The sequence below is a fragment of the Rhizobium sp. 57MFTsu3.2 genome (genome assembly GCF_012932765.1).
Taxonomy (GTDB): Bacteria; Pseudomonadota; Alphaproteobacteria; order Rhizobiales; family Rhizobiaceae; genus Rhizobium; species Rhizobium altiplani.
Genome location: NZ_JDWI01000001.1, coordinates 434,957 through 457,981 on the forward strand (window position 1 = coordinate 434,957; position 23,025 = coordinate 457,981).

The window sequence follows — 23,025 nt, forward strand, 5'->3', positions numbered from 1 at the left end:
CTCCGGAGGTTGGATGAAGCTCAGTCATGCTTATGCTTCATTTTCCGCTGAACTTGGACTAAACGTTCACATCCATCGGCATAGTTGCGGGGGGAATTAGAGTTTTCATGGCGACGAAACAATCCAGCTTCAACTACGAGGAAATTCTGGCCTGCGGCCGCGGCGAACTGTTCGGTCCGGGCAACGCACAGCTTCCTCTCCCGCCGATGTTGATGGTTCATCGCATTACCGACATTTCCGAAACCGGTGGCGCCTTCGACAAGGGCTACATTCGCGCTGAATACGACGTGAAACCCGACGACTGGTATTTTCCCTGCCACTTCCAGGGTAACCCGATCATGCCCGGCTGCCTCGGCCTTGACGGCATGTGGCAGCTGACCGGCTTCTTCCTCGGCTGGCTGGGCGAGCCCGGCCGCGGCATGGCGCTTTCAACCGGCGAAGTGAAGTTCAAGGGCATGATCCGCCCGACCACGAAGCTGCTTGAGTACGGCATCGATTTCAAGCGCGTCATGCGCGGCCGCCTGGTTCTCGGCACCGCCGATGGCTGGCTGAAGGCCGACGGCGAAACCATCTACCAGGCAACCGACCTGCGCGTCGGCCTGTCCAAGGACAAAGAAGCCTGATTGCACCGGGCGTAGTTGCCCGGTTTCCAAGTTAGAAAAAACGAAAAGGTCGAAACACATGAGACGGGTAGTTGTTACGGGTCTGGGTGTTGTCTCCTCGATCGGCAATGATGCCGCCGAGGTCACTGCGTCGCTGCGCGACGCCAAGTCCGGCATTTCCTTCTCCAACGATTTTGCTGAGCACGGCTTCAAGTGCCAGGTCTGGGGTCGCCCATCGCTTGATCCGACGGATCTGGTCGACCGCCGCGCCATGCGCTTCCTGAGTCAGGGCGGCGCCTGGAACCATGTGGCAATGAAGCAGGCGATCGCCGATTCCGGTCTGGAAGAGAGCGACATCAGCAACAACGAGCGCACCGGCATCATCATGGGCTCCGGCGGACCTTCGACGCGCACGCTGATCGAAGCTGCCGAGATCACCATCAAGAACAACAGCCCGAAGCGCATCGGCCCGTTTGCCGTGCCGAAGGCGATGTCCTCGACGGCATCGGCAACGCTCGCCACCTGGTTCAAGATCCACGGCGTCAACTACTCGATCTCGTCGGCCTGCTCGACCTCGGCACACTGCATCGGCAATGCCGCAGAGATGATCCAGTGGGGCAAGCAGGACGTGATGTTCGCTGGCGGCCACGAAGACCTTGACTGGACGATGTCGAACCTCTTCGATGCCATGGGCGCCATGTCCTCCAAGTACAACGAGACGCCGGCAACGGCGTCGCGTGCCTATGATGTCAGCCGCGACGGCTTTGTCATCGCCGGCGGCGCGGGCGTTCTCGTCCTGGAAGAGCTGGAGCGTGCCAAGGCGCGCGGTGCAAAGATCTACGCTGAAATCGTCGGCTACGGCGCGACCTCGGATGGTTACGACATGGTCGCTCCGTCGGGCGAAGGCGCGATCCGCTGCATGCGCCAGGCGCTCGCGACGGTGAAGGGCGATGTCGACTACATCAACACGCACGGCACCTCGACCCCTGTTGGCGACAGCAAGGAAATCGGTGCAATCCGCGAAGTCTTCGGCGACAAGATCCCGCACATCCAGTCGACCAAGTCGCTGACGGGCCATTCGCTGGGCGCAGCCGGCGTGCAGGAATCGATCTACTCGCTGCTGATGATGCAGGCCGGGTTCATCGGCGAAAGCGCGCATATCACCGAGCTCGACCCTGAATTCGACGGCGTTCCGATCGTTCGCAAGCGCATCGACGATGCCAAGATCGACATTGCCCTTTCCAACTCCTTCGGCTTCGGCGGCACCAACGCCACGCTCGTCTTCCAGCGCTACAACGGATAATAATATGACGGGAATCATGCAGGGTAAGCGCGGCCTCATCATGGGTGTCGCGAACAACCATTCCATCGCCTGGGGAATTTCGAAGGCGCTGGCAGCACAGGGAGCGGAACTTGCCTTCACCTATCAGGGCGATGCTCTCGGCAAGCGTGTCAAGCCGCTGGCCGCCGAAGTCGGTTCAGAATTCGTTCTGCCGTGCGACGTCGAGGACATCGCCTCGGTCGACGCCACCGTCGATGCCATCAAGGAGCGCTGGGGCACACTGGACTTCGTCGTTCACGCCATCGGCTTTTCCGACAAGAACGAGCTGAAGGGCCTTTACGCCGACACCACGCGCGACAATTTCAGCCGCACGATGGTGATCTCCTGTTTCTCCTTCACCGAGATCGCCAAGCGCTGCGCGCCGCTCATGAATGCCGGCGGTTCGATGCTGACGCTGACCTACAATGGCTCGACGCGCGTCATCCCGAACTACAACGTCATGGGTGTTGCAAAGGCTGCTCTCGAGGCGTCGGTGCGTTATCTGGCTGCGGATTACGGGCCGAGCGGGATCCGCGTCAATGCGATCTCTGCTGGCCCGATCCGGACGCTTGCGGGCGCTGGCATTTCCGATGCACGCGCAATCCTCTCCTGGAACCAGCGGAACTCGCCGCTGCGCAAGACGGTGACGATCGATCAGGTCGGCAATTCCGCCCTTTATCTGCTGTCGGACCTGTCGGCAGGCGTTACCGGCGAAATCCATTTCGTAGATGCAGGCTTCAACATCACCTCGATGCCGACACTGGACGCACTGCGCACGGCAGACGTGGAATAAGGACCGAAGCCGGGCTTGGAAACGAGCCCGGCTTTTCCGAAACGCATCCCCTAGGGATGCGTGACCTGCCGCAGAATAGCAGCCGAATCTCTGGCGCCCCAGCGGGTCGCAATCTTTCCGTTTTCGACGACAAACCACTCCATCGCGGTGAGCTCGTAGCTCTTGTCAGTCGGGTCGTGACCCACGAGACCGCGGAAGAAGCCGGAATAACGCCCGCTTTCCCGGTAGCGGACGACGACGTTCTTCCCCTCGGCGGCGATATCGAGGATCTCGAGGTTGATGTTCATCCCCTCGTGGAGCTCACGCCAGATAGGCTCGACCTCATCGAGACCGCCATATCCCAGAACACCGTAAATCCGTGCATCGGCGGCAAAAAGCTCGCGCAACGCCGCCATGTCGAAGCGGTTGAACGCCTCGACATAGGCCGTCACGAGTTGCTTGTTTGCTTCCGCATCCATAGCTCCCCCTCCCCTTTGGGCTGTTCCGCGGCTACTTCTTCGCCCACAGCACCTTGAAGCGCGCATTGCGGCAAGTTTCGCCGCTCTCCTTGAAGTTTGCTGCAAGCACCGGCTCGTAGGGCAATCCGCGATTGGCAACCAGCAAGAGACGCCCGCCTCCGCGCAGCGCTGAGGCAGCGGTCTTGATCATCGCCTGACCGAGTGACGGCTCCGCCGCATGTCCTTCATGGAAGGGCGGGTTCATGATGATGAGGTCGTACCTGTCCTTGACCGGTTCGCTCGCCAGGTCATGCCAGAAGAAGCGCGCCGGCACGTCGGGGCAGTTCTCCGCCATGTTGCCCTTGGCGGCTTCAAGAGTCGCGTGATTGGCCTCGTAGAGGTCGAGGCGACTGACACCCGGCGAGCGCTCCGCCAGTTCGACGGACAGATAACCCCAGCCGGCGCCAAAGTCGGCGACATCGCCGGTGAAATCGGCAGGCAGACGCGAGGCGAGCAACTCCGAGCCATCATCGACGCGGTCGTGCGAGAACATGCCGGCCGCGGCCAGGAAACGGCCATCCACGCGCACGGACGGCTTGGAAAACTTGCTGACGACCTCACCAACGTCGGCCGGCCGTCCGAACCAGAGCGCCACGCCGTGATATTTCGGCATGTGTTCGATCTCGAGGCCGAAGCCCTCCATACGCTTACGGAGCGACTGGACGCCATCCTCCTTGCCGCCGGCGATGACGATCAGGCCGCCCACCTTCACGTGCTGAAGCGCGGCAGCGATGTTCGCCTCGTTCTCGCCCTTGTGCTTGTTGCAGAGAACCAGCGCGGCATCGTAGTCCTCGCCTTCGATCTCAGGCGTGGTTTCGATCCGCTGCGAGAGGAGTTGCCTAAACAGCGGCCGGAAGCCCTGTACGGCGCTCAGCGAGGCGGCAAAGCCCTCCGGCAGGGCAAAGCCTGCCTCGGCGCCGAGGAAGAGCACACGCTCGCCCTCGCCGGGCGCTTCAACGGTACCGCTGGCAAAGGGATGGAACAGGGTCTTCAGGGTTTCGCGGCTCATGATCTCTTCTCGCCTTCGGATACAAAAAGGGCGCGGGAAAACTCCCACGCCCTCGAACGGTTTGAAAGGCGCGGCTTATTCAGCCGCTTCCTCCTTCTTCTTGTCGGACTTTTCGGCAGCCGGGAGTTCCTGGCCAGTTGCCTGGTCGACAACCTTCATCGACAGGCGGACCTTGCCACGCTCGTCGAAGCCGAGGAGCTTGACCCAGACCTTCTGGCCCTCCTTGACGACGTCCTGCGTCTTGGCAACGCGCTCGGATGCAAGCTGCGAGATGTGGACGAGGCCATCGCGGGCGCCGAAGAAGTTGACGAAGGCGCCGAAGTCGGCGGTCTTGACGACCGTGCCTTCGTAGATCTGGCCAACTTCCGGTTCAGCAACGATCGAGTGGATCCACTTGCGGGCCGCTTCGATTTCCTTGCCGGACGAGGACGCGATCTTGACCGTGCCGTCGTCTTCGATGTTGATCTTCGCGCCGGTCTTTTCGACGATTTCGCGGATGACCTTGCCGCCGGAGCCGATGACTTCGCGGATCTTGTCGACTGGAATGTTCATGACTTCGATGCGCGGTGCAAACTCGCCGAGCTGGCCACGGCTCTCGGTGATGGCCTTGGCCATTTCGCCGAGGATGTGGGCGCGGCCACCCTGAGCCTGGCCGAGAGCGACCTTCATGATCTCTTCGGTGATACCAGCGATCTTGATGTCCATCTGCAGCGAGGTGATGCCGTCTGCGGTACCCGCAACCTTGAAGTCCATGTCGCCGAGGTGGTCTTCGTCACCGAGGATGTCGGAGAGAACCGCGAAGCGGTCGCCTTCGAGGATCAGGCCCATGGCGATACCGGCAACCGGCTTGGCGAGCGGAACACCAGCGTCCATGAGTGCAAGCGATGTGCCGCAAACGGTCGCCATCGAGGACGAGCCATTCGATTCGGTGATCTCGGAGACGACGCGCAGGGTGTAAGGGAACTGCTCAGCAGACGGCAGCATCGGACGGATGGCGCGCCACGCGAGCTTGCCGTGACCGATTTCGCGGCGACCTGGGGAACCCATGCGGCCGGTTTCGCCAACCGAGTAGGGCGGGAAGTTGTAATGGAGCAGGAAGCGCTCCTTGTACATGCCCGTCAGGCTGTCGACGTACTGCTCGTCTTCGCCGGTGCCGAGCGTGGCAACGACGATCGCCTGCGTTTCACCGCGGGTGAAGAGCGCCGAACCGTGAGTGCGCGGCAGGAGGCCGACTTCCGAGACGATCGGACGAACGGTTTCGAGGTCGCGGCCGTCGATACGGCTCTTGGTGTCGAGGATGTTCCAACGAACGATCTTCGCCTGCAGGTGCTTGAAGATCGCGCCGACTTCTTCGGCCGTGTACTTGGCTTCGCCTTCTTCCGGCAGGAAGTGTGCCTTGACCTTCGCCTTGACGGCGTCGACGGCAGCGTAGCGTTCAGCCTTCTGCGTGTTCTTGTAGGCGGTGCGAAGCTCGGCTTCGAAATGCTTCAGCATCTCGCCTTCGAGTTCGGAGTAGTCTTCCGGCTGGAAGTCACGCGGTTCCTTGGCAGCCACTTCAGCGAGCTTGATGATCGCATCGAGGACCGGCTGGAAGCCCCGGTGGCCGAACATGACGGCGCCGAGCATGACTTCTTCATTAAGTTCCTTGGCTTCGGATTCAACCATCAGAACGGCGTCGTGCGTACCTGCTACAACGAGGTCGAGGATCGACTCTTCCATCTCGTCGAGATGCGGGTTCAGAACGTATTCGCCGTTGATGTAGCCGACGCGGGCGCCACCGACCGGGCCCATGAAGGGAACGCCCGACAGCGTCAGAGCTGCCGACGCAGCAACCATCGACAGGACGTCGGGGTTGTTTTCAAGGTCATGCTGGATGACGGTGACGACGACCTGCGTGTCGTTCTTGTAGCCTTCCGGGAAGAGCGGACGGATCGGGCGGTCGATCAGGCGGGAAACGAGGGTTTCGTTTTCCGACGGACGGCCTTCGCGCTTGAAGTAGCCGCCGGGGATCTTGCCGGCTGCGTAGGTCTTTTCCTGGTAGTTGACGGTCAGCGGGAAGAAGTCCTGGCCCGGCTTCGGCGCCTTGGCGGAAACGACGGTGGCGAGAACCACGGTTTCGCCGTAGGTCGCGAGAACGGCACCGTCAGCCTGACGGGCGATCTTGCCGGTCTCGAGCTTCAGCGGGCGGCCTGCCCACTCGATTTCCACACTATGAGTATCGAACATATGTCTTGTCCTTCAATGCGGGAACATGCGCCTCGCCTTCCAAGGCACGGTGCACGGTCAACCGCAATCGGTGTGACGCATCATGGGCAAGACAACGGGAGGCTTTACATTCATCGGTCCATAAGAGACCGGGCCAAAGCTTGTGAGGCTCTGGCCAAAAGCATCCGGCAATCCTGCCCCATGACAGGTCAACGGTTGGTTTAGCAGAACCGGCCCATCCGGGTCTGCCGGGCAATCCGCCACGCGTGGCGGGATGGGGAAGTCTCTCCCCGAAAAAATCCGGCGGGCGTCCCAAGGGGAACGCCCGCCGAAAAAAGCCTTAGCGGCGGATACCCAGGCTGGTGATCAGCTTGGTGTAACGGCCTTCGTTCTTCTTCTTGAGGTAGTCAAGAAGCGAGCGGCGGCTGGAAACCATCGTCAGCAGACCACGTCGGGAATGGTTATCCTTCTTGTGGTCCTTGAAGTGGCCGGTCAGGTTGTTGATACGCTCGGTCAGGATGGCAACTTGAACTTCCGGAGAACCGGTGTCGCCTTCGAACGTTGCGTATTCCTTGATCAGAGCCGTCTTGCGCTCAGCAGTAATCGACATCGGATGTTCCTTTCTATGAGAGGAGATTAGGTCGCCAAAAGCCGGGATGTCGTCCAGCTTCGGCCGCGAATGCATCCGGGCAGAGCCCGATTGCTGGCGCTGCGTATAAACCAAATGCGCTGCAATTGAAAGAGGCATGCCGCAGATGGCCGATTCGTCACTTTCCAGCTATGGCATCGCGGATCATGGCATTGTAGCCCTCTGGATCCTGCAGCATGGCGAAGTGGCTTGCGTCCTTGAGGATCACCAGCTTCGAACCTGGAATTTGTTTGGCCATCATCTCGGTATGGTCGAGCTTGATTGCCTCGTCGTGGTCGCCGATCGTCAAGGTGACGGGTACCTTGATCTTGCCGAGGTCGTCGGCTGTCCAGGCAGGCTGGCTTCCCCACATCGCGGAGATCTGGGTGACGAAAGCATCATACTCGTTCGGCGTCGGCGACAGCTTCTTGTAGGTCTCGCCGGCCGCATCGATGTAACCGCTGAAGGTCTTGTTGGTCATGACGTCGGCTTTGACGCCGTCCGTCGTCACATTCGCCGCCTGCGCGATCACGCGCGTCAGCTTCTCCGGGTTCTTCATCGCCATGTCGATGCCGATGATGCCGCCATCAGACCAGCCGACCAGGGTCACCTTGTTTAGCTTCAGATAATCGAGCAGAGCGACATAGTCGGAAGTCATCAGATCATACCCGAACGGCTGCTCGCTGCGCGTCGAGCGGCCATGCCCGCGGCTGTCGGCGACGATCACCAAATGATCCTTGGCAAACTCGGCCACTTGATAGCCCCAGACATCGGCGCTGCCGAGTCCGCCGTGGATGAACAGCATCGGCTCACCCTCGCCGTATTCGGCGTAGTACATCTTGATGTCGTTGACGGGGGCCATGCCGCTCGTCTTTGCGGTCGGCATTGGCGGGAAGGCTGGCAACGTTGCCCAGCGCTCCGAGGAATAAGCGTTGGCGGCTATCAAAACCGCCGAGAAGAACATCAGGATGCCGGCTGCAAGTCTGCGCATAACTGTCTCCCTGATCTGAAGGACCCGACGGCCCAGATCAGGGAAACATATCCCAATGCCGAACATTGACAATTGCTATCTGTGGTTTGGCCGACCCACCGCAAAACCGGAGGTTTAACGACCCTCAGCCAAAGACCCGCTTTGGGCGGAACTCGCCCTGACCGATCTCGCCGATCGCGATCAGCTTGCCGCGGGACGTGGCATAGGCTTCGCTTTCGGCAACCGGCGCATCGCGACCCCGCACGAGGATCGGATTGCCCATCTTCAAACGATGCGCCTGGTCGTCATTGACAACGAGGTGCGGCAGTGAGGAGAGCGCTTCGCTGGTGTCGATCAGCAGGGCATCCAGCGCTGCAAGCCGTTCGTCCGCGTCTTCGACTGCCTCGATCGCGACGAGATCGGCAAGCGGTATCATGGTCTCTTCGGCAAAGGGCGCGACAAAGCTGCGACGCAGGCCGGAGATATGGCCATAGCAGCCGAGCTCGCGGCCGAAATCGCGCGCCAGCGCACGCACATAGGTACCCTTGCCGCATTCGACTTCGAAATGCGCCGTATTGGCATCCTGGCAGGACAGCAGCGTCAGGCGGAAGATCTCGACTTCGCGAGAGGGGATTTCCACTGCCTCACCGTCGCGCGCCAGATCGTAGGCGCGCTCGCCTGATATCTTGATGGCGGAAAACTGCGGCGGAACCTGGCTGATCACACCTGTGTACTTCGGCAGGAGGTCGCGGATCTGCTGTTCGCTCGGGCGCTTGTCGGAGCTCTGCGTTACATCGCCCTCAAGATCGTCGGTTGCGCGCTCCTCGCCCCAGGTCACGGTGAATTCGTAGATCTTGCGACCGTCCATCACGTAGGGAACGGTCTTTGTCGCATCGCCAAGGGCGATTGGCAGCATGCCCGAGGCCAGCGGGTCAAGCGTGCCGGCGTGACCGCATTTCTGCGCCTTGAACAGCCATTTGATCTTGGAAACGGCTTCGGTGGAGCCGAAATCGACCGGCTTATCAAGGATCAGCCAACCCGAGATCGGGCGGCCCTTCGGTTTACGTGGTTTGGACATCAGTCTCTTCTACTAATCTTCTTCGGTATCGCCGTGATCGAGATCGCGGCTCACCTCAGGCGAGCGCAGCAACTCGTCGATCTTCTTGTAATTGTCGAAGCTCGTATCGTCGCGGAAGCGGACCTCCGGCATGTACTTCATCTGCCGAAGCTGGGACCCGAGGCGGCCGCGAATGTATTTTGCATTGCGGTTCAGCGCGCCAATCACCGCATCATGATCCGTCACACCAAGTGGCGTCACATAGGCCGTCGCGATCTTCAGATCGGGCGACATGCGGACTTCGGAGATGGAAATGACGGTCTTCTCGATCACGTCATCGCGCACTTCGCCGCGCTGCAGAACCTGCGTGATCGCGGCGCGAACCTGCTCGCCGACGCGCAGCATGCGCTGCGAAGGTGCGGAGGTTGTTGGTCTTGTTGCCATTTTTCTTTGCCTCAAAAGGTTCGGGCGCCGGCCTCAGTTGATCCGGCGCCCGTCCAAATTTCCAATATCACACGATCAGAGCGTACGGGTGATGTGCTCGACGCGGAAGCACTCGATCGTGTCGCCGGCGCGGATGTCTTCGTAATTCTCGAAAGCCATACCGCATTCCTGGCCGGAATGCACTTCCGAGACTTCATCCTTGAAGCGCTTGAGCGTCTTGAGCTTGCCTTCGTGGATGACGACGTGGTCGCGGACGAGGCGAACGCCGACACCACGTTCGACCTTGCCTTCGGTAACGCGGCAACCCGCGACCTTGCCGACCTTCGTGATGTTGAACACCTCGAGGATCTCGGCATTGCCGAGGAAGGTTTCGCGACGCTCTGGCGACAGCAGGCCCGACATCGCTGCCTTCACGTCATCCACCAGATCGTAGATGATGTTGTAGTAGCGGATTTCGATGCCCTGGCGCTCTGCCAGCGTACGAGCCTGTGCGTTCGCACGGACGTTGAAGCCGATGATCGCGGCGCCAGACGCCTCGGCAAGCGAGATATCCGATTCCGTCACACCGCCGACAGCCGAGTGAACGATGCGGGCACGAACTTCGTCCGTACCGAGCTTTTCGAGTGCGCCGGCGATCGCTTCAATCGAACCCTGCACGTCGCCCTTGATGACCAGCGGGAACTCCTTGACGCCTGCAGACTGCAGCTGCGTCATCATCTGTTCCAGCGAGCCGCGCTGGCCCGAATGGCGGGCGGCAGCCTTGTCGCGAGCGAGGCGCTGACGATATTCCGAGATCTCGCGGGCGCGGCTTTCGTTTTCGACGACGGCGAACTTGTCACCTGCCTGCGGCGTGCCGGAAAGGCCGAGCACCTCGACCGGCATGGCCGGCGGGGCTTCCTTGACATGATCGCCCTTGTCGGTGACGAGAGCGCGGACACGACCCCAGACATCGCCGGCAACGATGATCTGGCCGGGCTTAAGCGTACCGTTCTGAACCAGAACGGTGGCAACCGAACCACGGCCGCGGTCGAGCTGGGCTTCGATGACCGTGCCTTCCGCGGTGCGGTTCGGGTTGGCCTTGAGGTCCAGGATTTCGGCCTGCAGCAGGATGGCTTCCAGCAGCTTGTCGAGGTTCAGGCCCGTCTTGGCGGAAACTTCGACGTCAAGAACTTCACCGCCCATCGATTCCACGAAGACTTCGTGCTGCAGGAGTTGCGTGCGCACCTTCTGCGGATCGGCGGTCGGCTTGTCGACCTTGTTGATCGCCACGATGATCGGAACACCAGCGGCCTTGGCGTGGTTGATCGATTCAATCGTCTGCGGCATGACGCTGTCGTCAGCGGCGACGACCAGGATCGCAATGTCGGTCGCCTGCGCACCACGGGCACGCATCGCCGTGAAGGCGGCGTGGCCGGGGGTGTCGATGAAGGTGATCTTCTGACCGTTCTGCTCGACCTGATAGGCGCCGATATGCTGCGTGATGCCGCCAGCTTCGCCGGCAACCACGTTGGCATGGCGGATGGCGTCGAGCAACGAGGTCTTGCCGTGGTCAACGTGGCCCATGATGGTCACAACAGGCGGACGCGAAACGCGATCGCCCTCTTCGTCGGCAACGTTGAAGATACCAAGTTCGACGTCGGATTCCGAAACGCGCTTGACGGTGTGGCCGAATTCGCCGGCGATGAGTTCAGCGAGGTCGGCGTCGATGACGTCGCCCGGCTTCATCATCTGGCCTTCCTTCATCAGGTACTTGATAACGTCGACCGCACGTTCGGACATGCGCTGCGACAGTTCCTGGATGGTGATGGTCTCCGGCAGGATGACTTCGCGAACAACCTTTTCGCGGGTTTCCTGCATCTGGCTGCGGCGGAACTTTTCCTGGCGGCGGCGCATGGCGGCCATGGAACGGCCACGTGCCGTGCCATCTTCGTCGACGCCGGCAGTACCGATCGTCAGCTTCCCGCGGCGACGTTCGTCGTCGGTCTTTGGACGTGTCGTCACCGGCTTTGCCGGTTCCGGGCGTACGACGCGACCACGAGCGGGTACGCCGCGCGGGGCGCCGCGGTCCTCATCTTCGCTGTCACGGCGACGAGCGCCCGGCGCTGCGGCCGCGGCCGGAGACGGCCTCGCGGGAGCCGCGGACGGCGCCGCATCGGGGCGGCGTGCGGGCGGAGTCTGGGCCTGAACACGCGGCGCTTCAGTGCGCGCCTCGACCGCAGCGGGTGCGGGAGTTGCAACGGCCGTGGCAGCTTCGGCAACGCGCTGAGCCTCTTCGGCAGCGCGACGCTTAGCCTCTTCCGCTTCCGCGGCCTGGCGCACAGCCTCTTCGGCGGCGCGGCGCTTTTCTTCCTCGGCGCGGCGAACCGCATCCTCGGCATCGCGAACTTGTGCCATGGCAAGCGCGCGCCGGCGGGCATCCATTTCTTCCGGCGAGAGGTGGTTCAAGACTACCGGACGCGGACGATCCTGCTGGCGCGGCTGCGAAGACGGCTGCTGCGGACGTGACTGCTGGCCACCGGACGGATGAATGCGTGGGGCAGGGGCCTGCGGTGCGCGCGGCTGATGCGCGACCGGGACCGGCTCGGCGGCACGGGCGGGCGCCGCCGCAGTGCCCGGCGTAATCGGGCGCTCGTCTTCCGGACGCATCGGACGCCGCTTGCGGGTCTCGACAACGACCGCCTTGGTGCGGCCGCGGCCCATATCCTGGCGCACGGTGCCCTGGCTCATGCCCGACGGCTTCAGGGTCAGAGTCTTCTTGCCCGGTCCGTTCAGTGTCTTGTCGTCATTGCTATCGGTCATTCGTTCCCGTTCCTTCGGACAGGGAGCGATGACGTCATCAGGCCCTGTCAATCAAATATGTCGATCAATGATCTGGGGACCGGACAAGTCCGGTGACCGCATCATTGTTTTTGCCGGCCAGCGCCGCCCGCTGCCCGGGACTGACCGCCATTGCGGTACTGTTCGAGCATCTTTGCGCGCTTCACTACACCCTCACCCGCCTGCCCTGCAAGCACTGCAGCATGGATAAAAGCGTTCTGGCCCATCAGGCCTTCCATTTCGCTCTCCGAGAAGAGACGGTAGGAAGGTACTTCCTCCTCGGTCTCCATTCCGAGGTGCCAGGCCTTGCGGGCCTGGTCGATTTTTCTCACGCCATCTTCGGCGGCATTCGTTGCGTGGAACACGGCGATCGCGGCTCCACTCCTGACTGCGGCATCCACTTTCGCGGAGCCGGTAACGAACTGCCCCGCCTTGCGAGCCATGTTCATCATCTGCATCAGCTGCTGCACGAGCAGCGTATCGACGGTTTCGCCGAGCTCGGCTGCCGCCTTCACATCCGCTTTCAAGGCACGCGCAAAGAGCTTCTTCGCCACGGCCTTGTCGACCAGCGAGCGATCGATCTTGACCCAACAGCCGCGTCCCGGAAGCTGGCGCTTCAGGTCGGCGACCACAGTCCCATCAGGAGCAGCAACGAAGCGGATCAGCTCATCCTGCGATCCGCTTTCGCGCGTCACGATGCACATGCGACCATTCACGTCATATCCTGCAAGATCGTCGTCCTCAGGAGAGACGCTCGGCTCACGCGCGGACATTATACTTCCTGCTCGGCCTCGGGAGCTTCTTCAGCTTCCGCGTCCTTTGCGAGGTCCTCCTCGGTGATCCAACCAGCCGCGAGGCGGGCCTGGACAACCATCTGCTCGGCCTCGACGCGCGAAACGTCGAACTTGGAGAACAGGCCTTCGAACTTCTTGGTCTCGCCGTTCTTGCGCTCGCTCCAGCCGACGAGATCGTCAGCGGCGCAGCCGGCGAAGTCCTCGATCGTCTTGATGCCGTCTTCGCCGAGCGCGACCATCATCTGAGCGGTCATGCCGTCGATTTGACGCAGTTCGTCGGAAACACCGAGCGCCTTGCGCTTCTCGTCCATTTCGGCTTCCAGGCGCTCCAGATATTCGCGGGCGCGCGTCTGGATTTCCTGTGCGGTGTCTTCGTCAAAACCGTCGATCGAGGCAATTTCGTCGAGATCGACGTAAGCCAGTTCTTCAACTGCCGCAAAGCCTTCCGACGCCAGAACCTGGCCGACCATTTCGTCAACGTCGAGCGAATCCATGAACAGGTTGGTGCGCTCGTTGAATTCCTTCTGACGGCGCTCGGATTCCTCGGCTTCCGTCATGATATCGATGTCCCAGCCAGTCAGCTGCGATGCCAGGCGGACGTTCTGGCCGCGGCGGCCGATGGCCAGCGACAGCTGCTCGTCCGGAACCACGACTTCAATGCGCTCTGCATCTTCGTCGAGAACGACCTTGGCGACTTCAGCCGGCTGCAGGGCGTTGACGACGAAGGTCGCCGGGTCCTGCGACCACGGAATGATGTCGATCTTTTCGCCTTGGAGTTCGCCGACGACGGCCTGAACACGCGAACCGCGCATACCGACGCAGGCGCCGACCGGATCGATCGAGCTGTCGTTCGAGATCACGGCGATCTTGGCGCGCGAACCCGGATCGCGGGCAACCGACTTCACCTGGATGATGCCGTCGTAGATTTCAGGCACTTCCATCGTGAAGAGCTTGACCATGAACTGCGGATGCGTGCGCGACAGGAAGATCTGCGGGCCGCGCTGTTCACGACGAACATCATATACGTATGCGCGGACGCGATCGCCATAGCGGACGTTCTCGCGCGGGATCATTTCGTCGCGGCGGATGATGCCTTCGCCGCGGCCGAGGTCGACGATGACGTTGCCATATTCGACGCGCTTGACGGTGCCGTTGACGATTTCGCCGACGCGATCCTTGAACTCGTCGAACTGGCGGTCGCGCTCGGCTTCACGAACCTTCTGAACGATAACCTGCTTGGCGGACTGAGCAGCGATACGGCCGAAATCCATCGGCGGCAGCGGATCGGCAATGAAATCGCCAAGGGCTGCATCCGGGTTGCGGTCGCGGGCCAGCTCAAGTGGAATCTGGGTCGAATAGTCTTCGGCCTTGTCGACAACTTCGAGCAGACGCTGAAGACGGATTTCGCCGGTCTTCGGGTTGATGTCGGCGCGGATGTTGGACTCGGTGCCGTAGCGGGAGCGCGCTGCCTTCTGGATCGCGTCTGCCATTGCGGCAAGTACGATCTCGCGGTCGATGACCTTTTCGCGCGCCACTGCATCTGCGATCTGCAGAAGTTCGAGCCGGTTCGCACTGACTGCCATTGTCTTATCTCTCCGTCTTGGCGTCCCGGGTTCCCGTCCCTGGAGCCACAAGTTGATCGGTTATTCTTCGTCTTCCGCTTCGTTCTGGTTCGCGGCCTCTGCCTTCGCCAGCTTGTCGGCGCGCAGGGCATCACGGATCAGATCGTCGGTCAGAATGAGCTTTGCATCGGCGAGAGCCGTGAACGGAATAACGATATTCTGCTCTTCACCCTCGGAAACCTGGTCACGCTCGAGCGTGAAACCGTCTGCGTCGGTCGCAACGATCTTGCCACGGAAGCGCTTGCGGTTGCCGACCATGATCGACGTTTCGCACTTCAGAAGGTGTCCCTGCCAGCGCACGAAATCGGATTTCCGCACCATCGGGCGGTCGATACCCGGCGAAGACACTTCGAGATGATACTCTCTATCGATCGGATCTTCCACATCGAGAACCGGAGAAACGGCCATCGAGACCTCTTCGCAGCCTTCGACATCCATCGTTCCATCATTGCGTTCGGCCATGATCTGCATGGTGGCGCCGTTCTGGTTGAGCATGCGTACACGGACCAGGCGATAACCCAGGTCGATGAGCACAGGCTCGACGATGTCGGCAAGGCGCTGGTCGAGACCGGTCTCGGTGATCAGCCGCGGCTCAAGTTCATTGTCTGCTTTCGTCGGATCCGACAAGCGATACGCTCCTCGCAATTTCATGCTTTTTGGATGATCGCGGTAATAAAAAAGAGCGGGTCCTTGCGGCCCACTCTTCATCAAAACGATCAAGATTTGAGAGCCATATAGGCCCGTTTTCAAAAAATTGCAAGGTCCGTCGCCAACCTTCGGCCTAACGGGCGCCCGAGGTAGCCAGCGGCGTCATTCAGCATATATTGGCTCCGAGGACCGTCATCGGGAGGGATCGTGCCTTACACTTCGTCGACACTGGCGCCGCTACGGCACGAAACCTACCGAAGGATCTGGTTTGCAAGCCTCGCTTCGAACTTCGGGGGACTGATCCAGGCGGTCGGCGCCGCCTGGATGATGACGACCATCACGGCATCGGACAATATGGTTGCGCTCGTGCAGACATCGACGGCACTGCCAATCATGCTCTTTTCGCTTGCATCGGGCGCCCTTGCAGACAGCTTTGATCGCCGTCGGGTGATGCTGATTGCGCAATACTTCATGTTTGCGGTTTCGGCCGTGCTCAGCATCTCCGCCTACTTCGGCTGGCTTTCGCCCTGGCTGCTCCTCTTTTTCACCTTCCTCATCGGCTGCGGCACGGCGTTGAACAACCCGTCCTGGCAAGCCTCGGTCGGCGACATGGTGCCGCGCGTGGATCTGCCGGGTGCGGTGACGTTGAACAGCGTCGGCTTCAATATCACCCGCAGTGTCGGACCCGCGATCGGCGGCGCCATCGTCGCCGCTGCCGGCGCGGCTGCAGCCTTTGCCGTCAATACAGTGAGCTACTTCGCGCTGATCTATGCGCTGCGGCGCTGGAAGCCGACCCCGCCGGCCTCGACCCTCCCGAGGGAGACGCTCGGCAGCGCCGTCTTTGCCGGCCTTCGTTACGTGTCGATGTCGCCCAACCTGCAAAAGGTGCTGCTGCGCGGGCTCGTCTTCGGGATCAGCGCCAGCTCGATCCTCGCACTGCTGCCGATCGTGGCGATCAACCTTGTTGTCGGCGGTCCGCTGACCTACGGCCTCATGCTCGGCTCTTTCGGCATCGGCGCCATCGGCGGGGCTATCCTGAACGACCGGCTGCGCGAACGCTTTTCGAGCGAGGCGATCGTGCGGATTTCCTTTACCGGCTTTGCGCTGAGCGCAGTGATCGCCGCTTCCAGTCCGATTGCCGCGCTGACCTGTGCCGGGCTGGTGATCGCAGGCGCATGTTGGGTGCTGGCGCTCTCGCTGTTCAATACGATCGTGCAGCTGTCGACGCCGCGTTGGGTCGTCGGCCGCGCCCTGTCGCTCTATCAGACGGTGACCTTCGGCGGCATTGCCGGCGGCAGCTGGCTCTGGGGCGCGGCAGCCGACCGCTATGGCGTTGCCAATGCCCTGCTCATCTCGGCCTTCGTCATGCTCTTCGGCATCGTCATCGGCCTGCGCTTTGCCATGCCGGCCTTTGCCTCGCTCAACCTGGACCCGCTGAACCGCTTCATCGAACCGGCGCTCGGCCTCGATATCACGCCGCGCAGCGGTCCAATCGTCGTCCAGATCGATTACGAAATCGCAGACGCGGACATTGCAGACTTTCTGGCCCTGATGGGCGAGCGGCGGCGCATCCGCATTCGCGACGGCGCGCGCAATTGGGCGCTGATGCGCGATCTCGAAAAACCGGGCCGGTGGACGGAGACCTACCACGCGCCGACCTGGGTCGAATACATCAGGCACAATCAGCGCCGCACGCAGGCCGATGCGGAAAATATCGAACAGTTGCGGGCGCTCCACCGGGGCGAAGAACTGCCGCAGGTGCATCGACTGATCGAGCGCCAGGCCATTCCGCCCAGCGATGACGTCTTCTACAAGGCACCGATCGACCTGCATCATTGAGGCAAGACATGCATTCCTTCCGCCCCGCGCGCCGTTCGGATCTGGCTGATATCATTGGCTTGCTCGCCGAGGACGACCTCGGCAGCGCGCGCGAAATCGTTTCGGATCCGCCGGATGCGAGATATGTCGCTGCGTTCGATGCCATCGAAGCCGACGCCAATCAGTTGCTGGCGGTCGCGGTGGATGGGCGCGATCGCGTCCTCGGCTGCTTGCAGCTGACTTTCATTCCCGGCCTGTCCCGAACAGGTGTTTGGCGTGGGCAGATCGAAAGCGTGCGCGTCGCCAAGAGCGCGCGTTGCACGGGCCTAGGCTCCGATTTCATTGAGTGGGCTGTTGCACGCTGCGCCGAGCGCGGTTGCGGTTTGGTACAGCTGACCTCGGACAAATCACGGCGCGACGCCATCCGTTTCTACGAGAAACTGGGATTTGTCTCGAGCCACGAGGGGTTGAAGCGCAACCTCTAGGATCTAGCTACTTCAACCTTCCGATCATCGATGCCTCGGGATAGCAGGTCGGCGTCAAGCCGTTCTTCTCCTGCCACTGGCCGATGGAACGGCGGGTCTTGTAGCCGGGGAGACCATCGGAGCCGCCGACGTCGTATCCCTTTTTCTCCAGCGCCTTCTGCATCGTCGCGACGTCGGAGCGCAGCATTTTGCCGACATCGCCCCACGGCCCCTGGAAAGCCCCGGCCCCATAGGCGATGCGATCGGCCAGGTTGCCGATAAAAAGCGCATAGAGGTCGGAGTTGTTGTATTCCTTCAGCACGTAGAAGTTCGGCGTGACGACAAACTCCGGACCGTCGCGCCCAGCAGGGACGAGCATCATGCCGGACGCCTTGCCCTCGCCGGAAGGGAAAGCCTTGCCTGATATGCGCGTGATACCGAGTGAGGCCCAGTGCGACACGGGCTTGGCGAGGTCCGGCCCCTCTTGCGCGCAGGATACGCCATCGGGGATGCTCACTTCGTATCCCCAGCCACGACCGCGCTGCCAGCTCTTCTGGGCAAGGAAGTTCGCAATAGAAGCAAGCGTATCGGGAACCGATGTCCAGATGTTGGGGTGGCCGTCGCCATCGAAATCGACCGCATATTTCAGATAGCTGGTCGGCATGAACTGCGGCTGGCCGAGCGCGCCGGCAGATGACCCCTTGAATTCGGCCGGCGTCGCGTCACCGCGATCGATGATATGCAGAGCGGCGAGCAATTCGGTGCGGAACATGTCCTTGCGCGTCGACATAAAGGCCTTGGTCGCCAGCACCTCGATGGCGGAATTCGGGATCTTGGCAGCCCCGAAGCCGGTTTCGCGCCCCCAGACGGCAAGGACGATCGAGCCGGGAACCCCGTAGGCTTTTTCAATCTTCTTCAGCGTCGAGGCATATTGCGCGGCAAAGCCGCGGCCGGTGCTCCCCAGCCGCTTCAGCCGATCCTCGTTGAAGTACGGCGCGGGCGAGGAGAATTCGGCCTGCGTCTGCTTCTGTTCCTTGGCAGGTGGGAAGCCGGGAGGGGCGAGATCGGTCAAGGTCCAGTTCAGCTCGACGCCCGCAAAGGCTGCTTGAAACGCCTTCTCGGAAATGCCATTGCGCTGCGCCTCCGGCCAGAGATCGGCCCTGACCCACTTTTCGAACTGCGCTTCAACATCGGCCTTGGAAGCGGAAAAAGCTGGCGGGCCTGACAGTGCCAGCAGCGCCGCCGTCGCGATCAAGAGGCGCCCGAAAATGCGCTTGCTCATGCTTCCCCCTAGATTGCCGTGCGGGCTCTGAGCGCCGCCTGCAGCGTTCCTTCATCGAGATAGTCGAGTTCGCCACCGACCGGGACGCCATGGGCAAGGCGCGTGATCTTGACGTCCAGTCCGGTCAGCTGGTCGGTTATATAGTGTGCTGTTGTCTGCCCCTCGACGGTGGCGTTGACCGCGATGATCAGTTCGCGGATGCCGCCGGCCGTGACGCGCTCGATCAGGCCGCGAATGTTGAGATCATCCGGGCCGACGCCATCCAAGGGAGACAAGGTGCCACCGAGGACATGATAGGCGGCGTTCAGCGCGCCGGCGCGCTCCAACGCCCATAGGTCGGAGACATCTTCGACGACGATGATGACGGACTGGTCGCGCCGGTCGTCCGTGCAGACCGTGCAGGGATCTACCGTATCGACATTGCCGCAGAGAGAGCAGATCTTGACCTTGTCGTAGGCCTCGCCCATCGCGTTCGACAGCGGGCCGAGCAGTTGGTCTTTCTTCTTGATGAGATGCAAGGCAGCGCGGCGCGCGGACCGCGGACCGAGGCCGGGGACCTTTGCCAGAAGCTGGATCAGTTTTTCGATTTCGGGGCCGGTGACTCGCTTTGCCATGAGCGGTTATTAGCCCATATGCTGCAAAAACGGAAACATGTTGGGAGCGCCGCTTGATGAAAATCCTCGCCGTCTGCATCGGCAGTGCCGAGCGGCTGCCCGGCAAGAGCTACAAGACGGGCATCTACAAGCATCCCATCACCGGCAGCGTGCTCGTCGATGCGGAGGGCGTGGTCGGTGATGCGATCTGCAACCGGAAGCATCATGGCGGCGTCGACCAGGCCGTCTATCTCGAGGGGTCGCTGACGCTCGACTGGTGGTCGAAAGAGCTTGGGCGGCCGATCGTGCCAGGCACATTCGGAGAAAACCTGGTGATCGACGGTCTCGACAACCGCTCCGTTTCGGTCGGCGATCGATTCATAGCCGGCGATCTTGTTCTGGAGGTTACCAGTGCGCGCATTCCCTGTGCGACCTTTGCCGCCCGGATGGGCGACCCGCGGTTCGCCAAGCGCTACGCGCGAGCTGCCCGGCCGGGCATCTATTGCCGGGTGCTTCACGGTGGAGCAATCACCGCCAGATCAACGGTCGACTATCAGCCTTATGACGGCGAAAAGGTTACGATGCCGGAGATGATCGCCACCTTTGGCAAGACCCTCGCCGCCCAAGATCGCAACCGCTATCTGGCGGCTCCGATCCACTACAAACTTCGGAATATTCTGGAAGTGCAGGCCGGCGCCTAGCGCAAGCGCACCTCAAGGGCCGCCAAAGCCGCCCGTCCCTCCGGCCAATCGCCAAGCCCACTGGCTCCGTTGATGTGACCGCGGGCACCAATATTTGTGAATTGGCTACCCCACTCATCAGCCCTGGCACGTGCGTAGTCGAGCGAACCGTACGGGTCGTCGCTGCTGGCTACGACAAGCGAGGGGAACGGAAGCGCCCCGAGAGGTGTTTCGGCAAAGCCGGCTGCTTCCGGCGGGTAGGCTGCGGCGCGCGGGTCCGGCGGCGCGACGAGCAAGGCGCCGCTGGCGCGATGCCTGGCCCGCCGTGCCCAATGCGCCACCAGCAGGCAAGAGAGACTATGGGCAACGAGAAGCGGTTCGGCCTCCGCCTGCCCGACTGCCCTGTCCAGCGCCTCAATCCAGTCCTCAAGGTCCGGCTGATCCCAACTCGAGGGTGAAAAGCGCCGAATGCGACGGTCGGCCGTCTCCCATCGGGACTGCCAATGGGTTTCGCCAGACCCGCCAATGCCGGGCACCGTGATGATTTCTCTCATCGCTTCCTTCCTGTTGCTCGACGGACAAGTTGCGCGAGAGGGGCCGCAAATGACATAAGAAATCATCGGCAAAGTCATCACTCAGCCGATAGATTAAAGGCGGACATTCATGGCCGATTTCATGAGCCGACAACTCGACCCAACTGACATGATGATTATCGAGATCATGCAGGCTGATGGGCGCATTTCCGTTTCCGAGCTGGGGCGCAAGGTCGGCCTGTCGCAGCCGGCAGCCTCCGAGCGGCTGAAACGCCTGGAGGAACGGGGGATCATCAAAGGCTACGGCGCCCGTATCAATACCGCGGCGCTCGGGCTGGGCATGATGGCCGTGATCCGGCTACGCACCACCCACGAACATATCCGCACCTGCCTCAAGCAATTTGCCGACATGCCGCAGATCATCGAAGTTCTCAGGCTGACAGGAGAGGATTGCTTCGTCTTGAAAGTCCTCGTCCCCTCGCCCTCCGAGCTTGAAGTCATCGTCGATAGCATCGCGCGCTATGGTGCAGTCACCACCTCGCTCGTCTTGCGTGGGGAGCCGACCAAACCCGTCGGTCGCGAACTGATGAAATTGGCGCGAAACCACCTCTGAGGTGATTTCAACGGCTGCCACTTGCTGACGAGAAGGAGCCTCCTAGTTTTTCATCCACGGGGTGCAAATCGAAGGAGGCTCGCATGTCCATCGCAAGACTTATCGCGGCGGCAGTCATCGCCGCAACGGCCACTACCTTCCTATCAGCAACGCCGGCTTCAGCCCGCGTCAAGGTCGGCTCGTTGGGCTGTGATATTTCTCCCGGATTCGGCGTCATCATCGGCTCGAAACGGACGCTAAACTGCATATTCACGCCGTCCTCGCCCGATCGACCAAGCGAACGCTACACCGGCACGATCACCAAGTTTGGTGTCGATATCGGCGCTCTCGCTGGCGGCGGATTGATCTGGCTCGTCTACGCGCCGACAAACCGGCTCGACGGCGCCCTGCAGGGCAGCTACTCCGGCGTCGCAGCCAATGCGACGGTCGGCCTCGGCGTCGGGGCGAATGTCCTGATCGGCGGTTTCGAGGGCTCGATTGCTCTGCAACCTGTCTCGGCTGAGGGCACGTCCGGTCTCAACATCGCGGCAGGCGTTGCCAATATGATCCTGACCTGGGTGCCGCCGGCACCACCGCCACCAGCTCCCAGGCGGCATGTGTCACAGCGATAGCCTAGCGCATCGCGATCGCCAAAGCGGCGCCGGCCATCGTTCCGGCGCTGGCGCGGTTGGCCGCGCGAATAGCACGACGGCTCCTCAGGAAGCGCCGGGCTTTGGCAGCAAGCAGCGTCCAACTGAAGTCGATGAAGATCAGCACGAAGAGCATGGTGGCCACGAGTTCTGCCCAACCGACGATCGTTACCCCGCGAACGTCGATGATCGAGGGCAGCAGCGCCATGTAGAACATCATGATCTTCGGGTTGCCGAGCGTCACCGTCATGCCGGCGAGGAAAAGCCTTGTGGGTGATTGCGCCTCGGGCAACGCTTCGCCATCACTATCGGGCGACGCGAACCACATTTTCCAGGCAAGATAGAGCAGGTAGCAGACGCCGAGCCACTTGATGGCAACGAAGGCATAGTGGAAGGTTTCGGCGATCGCCGCCAAGCCGGCGACGGCGCAGGTCAGCCAAATTGCTTCGCCGAGCCACATAGCTGACAGGAAAGGCAGAACGTCACGGGCGCCCTTGGAAATCACCCGGGCGACGAGTGCGGCAACGCTCGGACCAGGAGAGCCGGCGGCCACGAACAATGCGCAGGCAAAGACAAACAGACTGGTCAACGTCATCGGCAATCCTCCTGTTGCGTGACGGAAGCGATGCCAGCGCAGCTGACACCGCTCTCTTGGTCTACCGGCTGGTCAGAACGGCATCTTGAAGCCAGGAGGAATCGGCAGGCCGGCGGTCAGCGCCTTGGTCTTTTCGGCAGCGGCGGCTTCCGCCTTGTCCTTGGCATCCTTATGCGCGGCAACGATCAGGTCTTCGAGGATTTCGACATCGTCTTCCTTGAAGAGGGACGGGTCGATCTTCAGGCTCTGCATCTCGCCCTTGCCATTGAGGATCACGGTGACGAGACCGCCACCCGACTTGCCTTCCGCCTGGAGTTCGGCGATCTCCGCCTGCATCTTCTCCATCTTGGCCTGCATTTCCTTGACTTTGCCCATCATGCCCATGATGTCGCGCATCGTCTCGCTCCTTCT

At 61.6% G+C, this 23,025-nt stretch carries 24 protein-coding genes; 8 read left to right on the forward strand and 16 right to left on the reverse strand.

What is annotated here, in order from left to right; all coding sequences use genetic code 11:
- Positions 1 to 107: 107 nt before the first annotated feature.
- Genes fabA through fabI form a run of 3 tightly spaced genes read left to right on the forward strand, consistent with a single transcriptional unit; the run spans position 108 to position 2,716 of the window.
- A complete protein-coding gene (gene fabA, locus AF71_RS02115) occupies positions 108 to 623 on the forward strand; it encodes a 3-hydroxyacyl-[acyl-carrier-protein] dehydratase FabA (protein WP_016552232.1) in 516 nt (171 codons plus the stop codon).
- A gap of 58 nt (positions 624 to 681) precedes the next feature.
- Positions 682 to 1,905, forward strand: a complete 1,224-nt coding sequence (gene fabB / locus AF71_RS02120) for a beta-ketoacyl-ACP synthase I (protein ID WP_018855377.1) — start codon at positions 682 to 684, stop codon at positions 1,903 to 1,905.
- 4 nt (positions 1,906 to 1,909) lie between these two features.
- Positions 1,910 to 2,716: an enoyl-ACP reductase FabI gene (gene fabI / locus AF71_RS02125; protein WP_025659735.1), complete on the forward strand. Its 807-nt coding sequence runs from the start codon at positions 1,910 to 1,912 to the stop codon at positions 2,714 to 2,716.
- Positions 2,717 to 2,766: 50 nt separating this feature from the next.
- On the opposite strand, the gene AF71_RS02130 is transcribed toward fabI, so the two are convergent.
- The 11 genes from AF71_RS02130 to rimP form a co-directional block, all read right to left on the reverse strand.
- Positions 2,767 to 3,174: a nuclear transport factor 2 family protein gene (locus AF71_RS02130; protein ID WP_169679531.1), complete on the reverse strand. Its 408-nt coding sequence runs from the start codon at positions 3,172 to 3,174 to the stop codon at positions 2,767 to 2,769.
- Positions 3,175 to 3,205: 31 nt separating this feature from the next.
- Positions 3,206 to 4,222, reverse strand: coding sequence for a class I SAM-dependent methyltransferase (locus AF71_RS02135; protein ID WP_112666343.1), 1,017 nt, complete (start codon positions 4,220 to 4,222; stop codon positions 3,206 to 3,208).
- Between the two features lie 75 nt (positions 4,223 to 4,297).
- Complete coding sequence (gene pnp, locus AF71_RS02140) at positions 4,298 to 6,448, reverse strand: polyribonucleotide nucleotidyltransferase (protein ID WP_018855381.1); 2,151 nt, start codon at positions 6,446 to 6,448, stop codon at positions 4,298 to 4,300.
- Between the two features lie 319 nt (positions 6,449 to 6,767).
- The gene (gene rpsO / locus AF71_RS02145; RefSeq protein WP_025659731.1) at positions 6,768 to 7,037 is read right to left on the reverse strand and encodes a 30S ribosomal protein S15; all 270 of its coding nucleotides are present in this window, start codon (positions 7,035 to 7,037) and stop codon (positions 6,768 to 6,770) included.
- A 157-nt stretch (positions 7,038 to 7,194) separates the two neighbouring features.
- A complete protein-coding gene (locus AF71_RS02150; RefSeq protein ID WP_169679533.1) occupies positions 7,195 to 8,046 on the reverse strand; it encodes an alpha/beta hydrolase in 852 nt (283 codons plus the stop codon).
- A gap of 124 nt (positions 8,047 to 8,170) precedes the next feature.
- Complete coding sequence (truB, locus tag AF71_RS02155; protein ID WP_018855384.1) at positions 8,171 to 9,103, reverse strand: tRNA pseudouridine(55) synthase TruB; 933 nt, start codon at positions 9,101 to 9,103, stop codon at positions 8,171 to 8,173.
- A gap of 12 nt (positions 9,104 to 9,115) precedes the next feature.
- Positions 9,116 to 9,526: a 30S ribosome-binding factor RbfA gene (gene rbfA, locus AF71_RS02160; protein ID WP_169679535.1), complete on the reverse strand. Its 411-nt coding sequence runs from the start codon at positions 9,524 to 9,526 to the stop codon at positions 9,116 to 9,118.
- Between the two features lie 75 nt (positions 9,527 to 9,601).
- Complete coding sequence (infB, locus tag AF71_RS02165) at positions 9,602 to 12,325, reverse strand: translation initiation factor IF-2 (protein WP_169679537.1); 2,724 nt, start codon at positions 12,323 to 12,325, stop codon at positions 9,602 to 9,604.
- Positions 12,326 to 12,426: 101 nt separating this feature from the next.
- A complete protein-coding gene (locus AF71_RS02170; RefSeq protein ID WP_018855387.1) occupies positions 12,427 to 13,116 on the reverse strand; it encodes an RNA-binding protein in 690 nt (229 codons plus the stop codon).
- Complete coding sequence (nusA, locus tag AF71_RS02175; protein ID WP_007798988.1) at positions 13,116 to 14,720, reverse strand: transcription termination factor NusA; 1,605 nt, start codon at positions 14,718 to 14,720, stop codon at positions 13,116 to 13,118. The genes AF71_RS02170 and nusA overlap by 1 nt, the downstream gene beginning before the upstream one ends.
- 60 nt (positions 14,721 to 14,780) lie before the next feature.
- The gene (gene rimP, locus AF71_RS02180; RefSeq protein ID WP_018855388.1) at positions 14,781 to 15,386 is read right to left on the reverse strand and encodes a ribosome maturation factor RimP; all 606 of its coding nucleotides are present in this window, start codon (positions 15,384 to 15,386) and stop codon (positions 14,781 to 14,783) included.
- Between the two features lie 228 nt (positions 15,387 to 15,614).
- On the opposite strand from rimP, the gene AF71_RS02185 reads away from it, so the two are divergent.
- Both AF71_RS02185 and AF71_RS02190 read left to right on the forward strand, forming a co-directional pair.
- Complete coding sequence (locus AF71_RS02185) at positions 15,615 to 17,246, forward strand: MFS transporter (protein ID WP_018855389.1); 1,632 nt, start codon at positions 15,615 to 15,617, stop codon at positions 17,244 to 17,246.
- Between the two features lie 8 nt (positions 17,247 to 17,254).
- The gene (locus AF71_RS02190; protein WP_169679539.1) at positions 17,255 to 17,710 is read left to right on the forward strand and encodes a GNAT family N-acetyltransferase; all 456 of its coding nucleotides are present in this window, start codon (positions 17,255 to 17,257) and stop codon (positions 17,708 to 17,710) included.
- A 7-nt stretch (positions 17,711 to 17,717) separates the two neighbouring features.
- On the opposite strand, the gene AF71_RS02195 is transcribed toward AF71_RS02190, so the two are convergent.
- Together AF71_RS02195 and recR are read right to left on the reverse strand one after the other, a co-directional pair.
- Positions 17,718 to 18,971 carry a lytic murein transglycosylase gene (locus AF71_RS02195; protein WP_169679541.1) on the reverse strand — a complete coding sequence of 418 codons (1,254 nt, stop codon included), beginning with the start codon at positions 18,969 to 18,971 and terminating at the stop codon, positions 17,718 to 17,720.
- An 8-nt stretch (positions 18,972 to 18,979) separates the two neighbouring features.
- Positions 18,980 to 19,585 carry a recombination mediator RecR gene (gene recR, locus AF71_RS02200; RefSeq protein ID WP_112642260.1) on the reverse strand — a complete coding sequence of 202 codons (606 nt, stop codon included), beginning with the start codon at positions 19,583 to 19,585 and terminating at the stop codon, positions 18,980 to 18,982.
- 56 nt (positions 19,586 to 19,641) lie between these two features.
- Here recR and AF71_RS02205 point away from each other — a divergent pair, with 56 nt between their 5' ends.
- A complete protein-coding gene (locus AF71_RS02205) occupies positions 19,642 to 20,265 on the forward strand; it encodes an MOSC domain-containing protein (protein WP_113471381.1) in 624 nt (207 codons plus the stop codon).
- Here AF71_RS02205 and AF71_RS02210 read toward each other — a convergent pair.
- On the reverse strand, positions 20,262 to 20,798 hold the full coding sequence (locus tag AF71_RS02210; RefSeq protein ID WP_113162066.1) for an alpha/beta hydrolase: 537 nt from the start codon (positions 20,796 to 20,798) through the stop codon (positions 20,262 to 20,264). The two genes, AF71_RS02205 and AF71_RS02210, sit on opposite strands and share 4 nt — an antisense overlap.
- Before the next feature lie 109 nt (positions 20,799 to 20,907).
- Here AF71_RS02210 and AF71_RS02215 point away from each other — a divergent pair, with 109 nt between their 5' ends.
- Positions 20,908 to 21,390: an Lrp/AsnC family transcriptional regulator gene (locus AF71_RS02215; protein ID WP_169679543.1), complete on the forward strand. Its 483-nt coding sequence runs from the start codon at positions 20,908 to 20,910 to the stop codon at positions 21,388 to 21,390.
- An 83-nt stretch (positions 21,391 to 21,473) separates the two neighbouring features.
- Positions 21,474 to 22,001, forward strand: a complete 528-nt coding sequence (locus tag AF71_RS02220; RefSeq protein ID WP_169679546.1) for a DUF992 domain-containing protein — start codon at positions 21,474 to 21,476, stop codon at positions 21,999 to 22,001.
- A 1-nt stretch (position 22,002) separates the two neighbouring features.
- Here the strand turns inward: AF71_RS02220 and AF71_RS02225 are convergent, their stop codons facing one another.
- Positions 22,003 to 22,614: a LysE family translocator gene (locus AF71_RS02225; RefSeq protein WP_018855397.1), complete on the reverse strand. Its 612-nt coding sequence runs from the start codon at positions 22,612 to 22,614 to the stop codon at positions 22,003 to 22,005.
- Positions 22,615 to 22,686: 72 nt separating this feature from the next.
- Positions 22,687 to 23,010, reverse strand: coding sequence for a YbaB/EbfC family nucleoid-associated protein (locus AF71_RS02230; protein WP_018855398.1), 324 nt, complete (start codon positions 23,008 to 23,010; stop codon positions 22,687 to 22,689).
- Positions 23,011 to 23,025 lie beyond the last annotated feature (15 nt).

Bases quoted from the DNA above. Each gene is read 5' to 3' on its own strand.
- fabA (WP_016552232.1), top strand. From the start codon at position 108: ATGGCGACGAAACAATCCAGCTTCAACTACGAGGAAATTCTGGCCTGC.
- fabB (WP_018855377.1), top strand. From the start codon at position 682: ATGAGACGGGTAGTTGTTACGGGTCTGGGTGTTGTCTCCTCGATCGGC.
- fabI (WP_025659735.1), top strand. From the start codon at position 1,910: ATGACGGGAATCATGCAGGGTAAGCGCGGCCTCATCATGGGTGTCGCG.
- AF71_RS02130 (WP_169679531.1), bottom strand. From the start codon at position 3,174: ATGGATGCGGAAGCAAACAAGCAACTCGTGACGGCCTATGTCGAGGCG.
- AF71_RS02135 (WP_112666343.1), bottom strand. From the start codon at position 4,222: ATGAGCCGCGAAACCCTGAAGACCCTGTTCCATCCCTTTGCCAGCGGT.
- pnp (WP_018855381.1), bottom strand. From the start codon at position 6,448: ATGTTCGATACTCATAGTGTGGAAATCGAGTGGGCAGGCCGCCCGCTG.
- rpsO (WP_025659731.1), bottom strand. From the start codon at position 7,037: ATGTCGATTACTGCTGAGCGCAAGACGGCTCTGATCAAGGAATACGCA.
- AF71_RS02150 (WP_169679533.1), bottom strand. From the start codon at position 8,046: ATGCGCAGACTTGCAGCCGGCATCCTGATGTTCTTCTCGGCGGTTTTG.
- truB (WP_018855384.1), bottom strand. From the start codon at position 9,103: ATGTCCAAACCACGTAAACCGAAGGGCCGCCCGATCTCGGGTTGGCTG.
- rbfA (WP_169679535.1), bottom strand. From the start codon at position 9,526: ATGGCAACAAGACCAACAACCTCCGCACCTTCGCAGCGCATGCTGCGC.
- infB (WP_169679537.1), bottom strand. From the start codon at position 12,325: ATGACCGATAGCAATGACGACAAGACACTGAACGGACCGGGCAAGAAG.
- AF71_RS02170 (WP_018855387.1), bottom strand. From the start codon at position 13,116: ATGTCCGCGCGTGAGCCGAGCGTCTCTCCTGAGGACGACGATCTTGCA.
- nusA (WP_007798988.1), bottom strand. From the start codon at position 14,720: ATGGCAGTCAGTGCGAACCGGCTCGAACTTCTGCAGATCGCAGATGCA.
- AF71_RS02190 (WP_169679539.1), top strand. From the start codon at position 17,255: ATGCATTCCTTCCGCCCCGCGCGCCGTTCGGATCTGGCTGATATCATT.
- AF71_RS02195 (WP_169679541.1), bottom strand. From the start codon at position 18,971: ATGAGCAAGCGCATTTTCGGGCGCCTCTTGATCGCGACGGCGGCGCTG.
- recR (WP_112642260.1), bottom strand. From the start codon at position 19,585: ATGGCAAAGCGAGTCACCGGCCCCGAAATCGAAAAACTGATCCAGCTT.
- AF71_RS02205 (WP_113471381.1), top strand. From the start codon at position 19,642: ATGAAAATCCTCGCCGTCTGCATCGGCAGTGCCGAGCGGCTGCCCGGC.
- AF71_RS02210 (WP_113162066.1), bottom strand. From the start codon at position 20,798: ATGAGAGAAATCATCACGGTGCCCGGCATTGGCGGGTCTGGCGAAACC.
- AF71_RS02215 (WP_169679543.1), top strand. From the start codon at position 20,908: ATGGCCGATTTCATGAGCCGACAACTCGACCCAACTGACATGATGATT.
- AF71_RS02220 (WP_169679546.1), top strand. From the start codon at position 21,474: ATGTCCATCGCAAGACTTATCGCGGCGGCAGTCATCGCCGCAACGGCC.
- AF71_RS02225 (WP_018855397.1), bottom strand. From the start codon at position 22,614: ATGACGTTGACCAGTCTGTTTGTCTTTGCCTGCGCATTGTTCGTGGCC.
- AF71_RS02230 (WP_018855398.1), bottom strand. From the start codon at position 23,010: ATGCGCGACATCATGGGCATGATGGGCAAAGTCAAGGAAATGCAGGCC.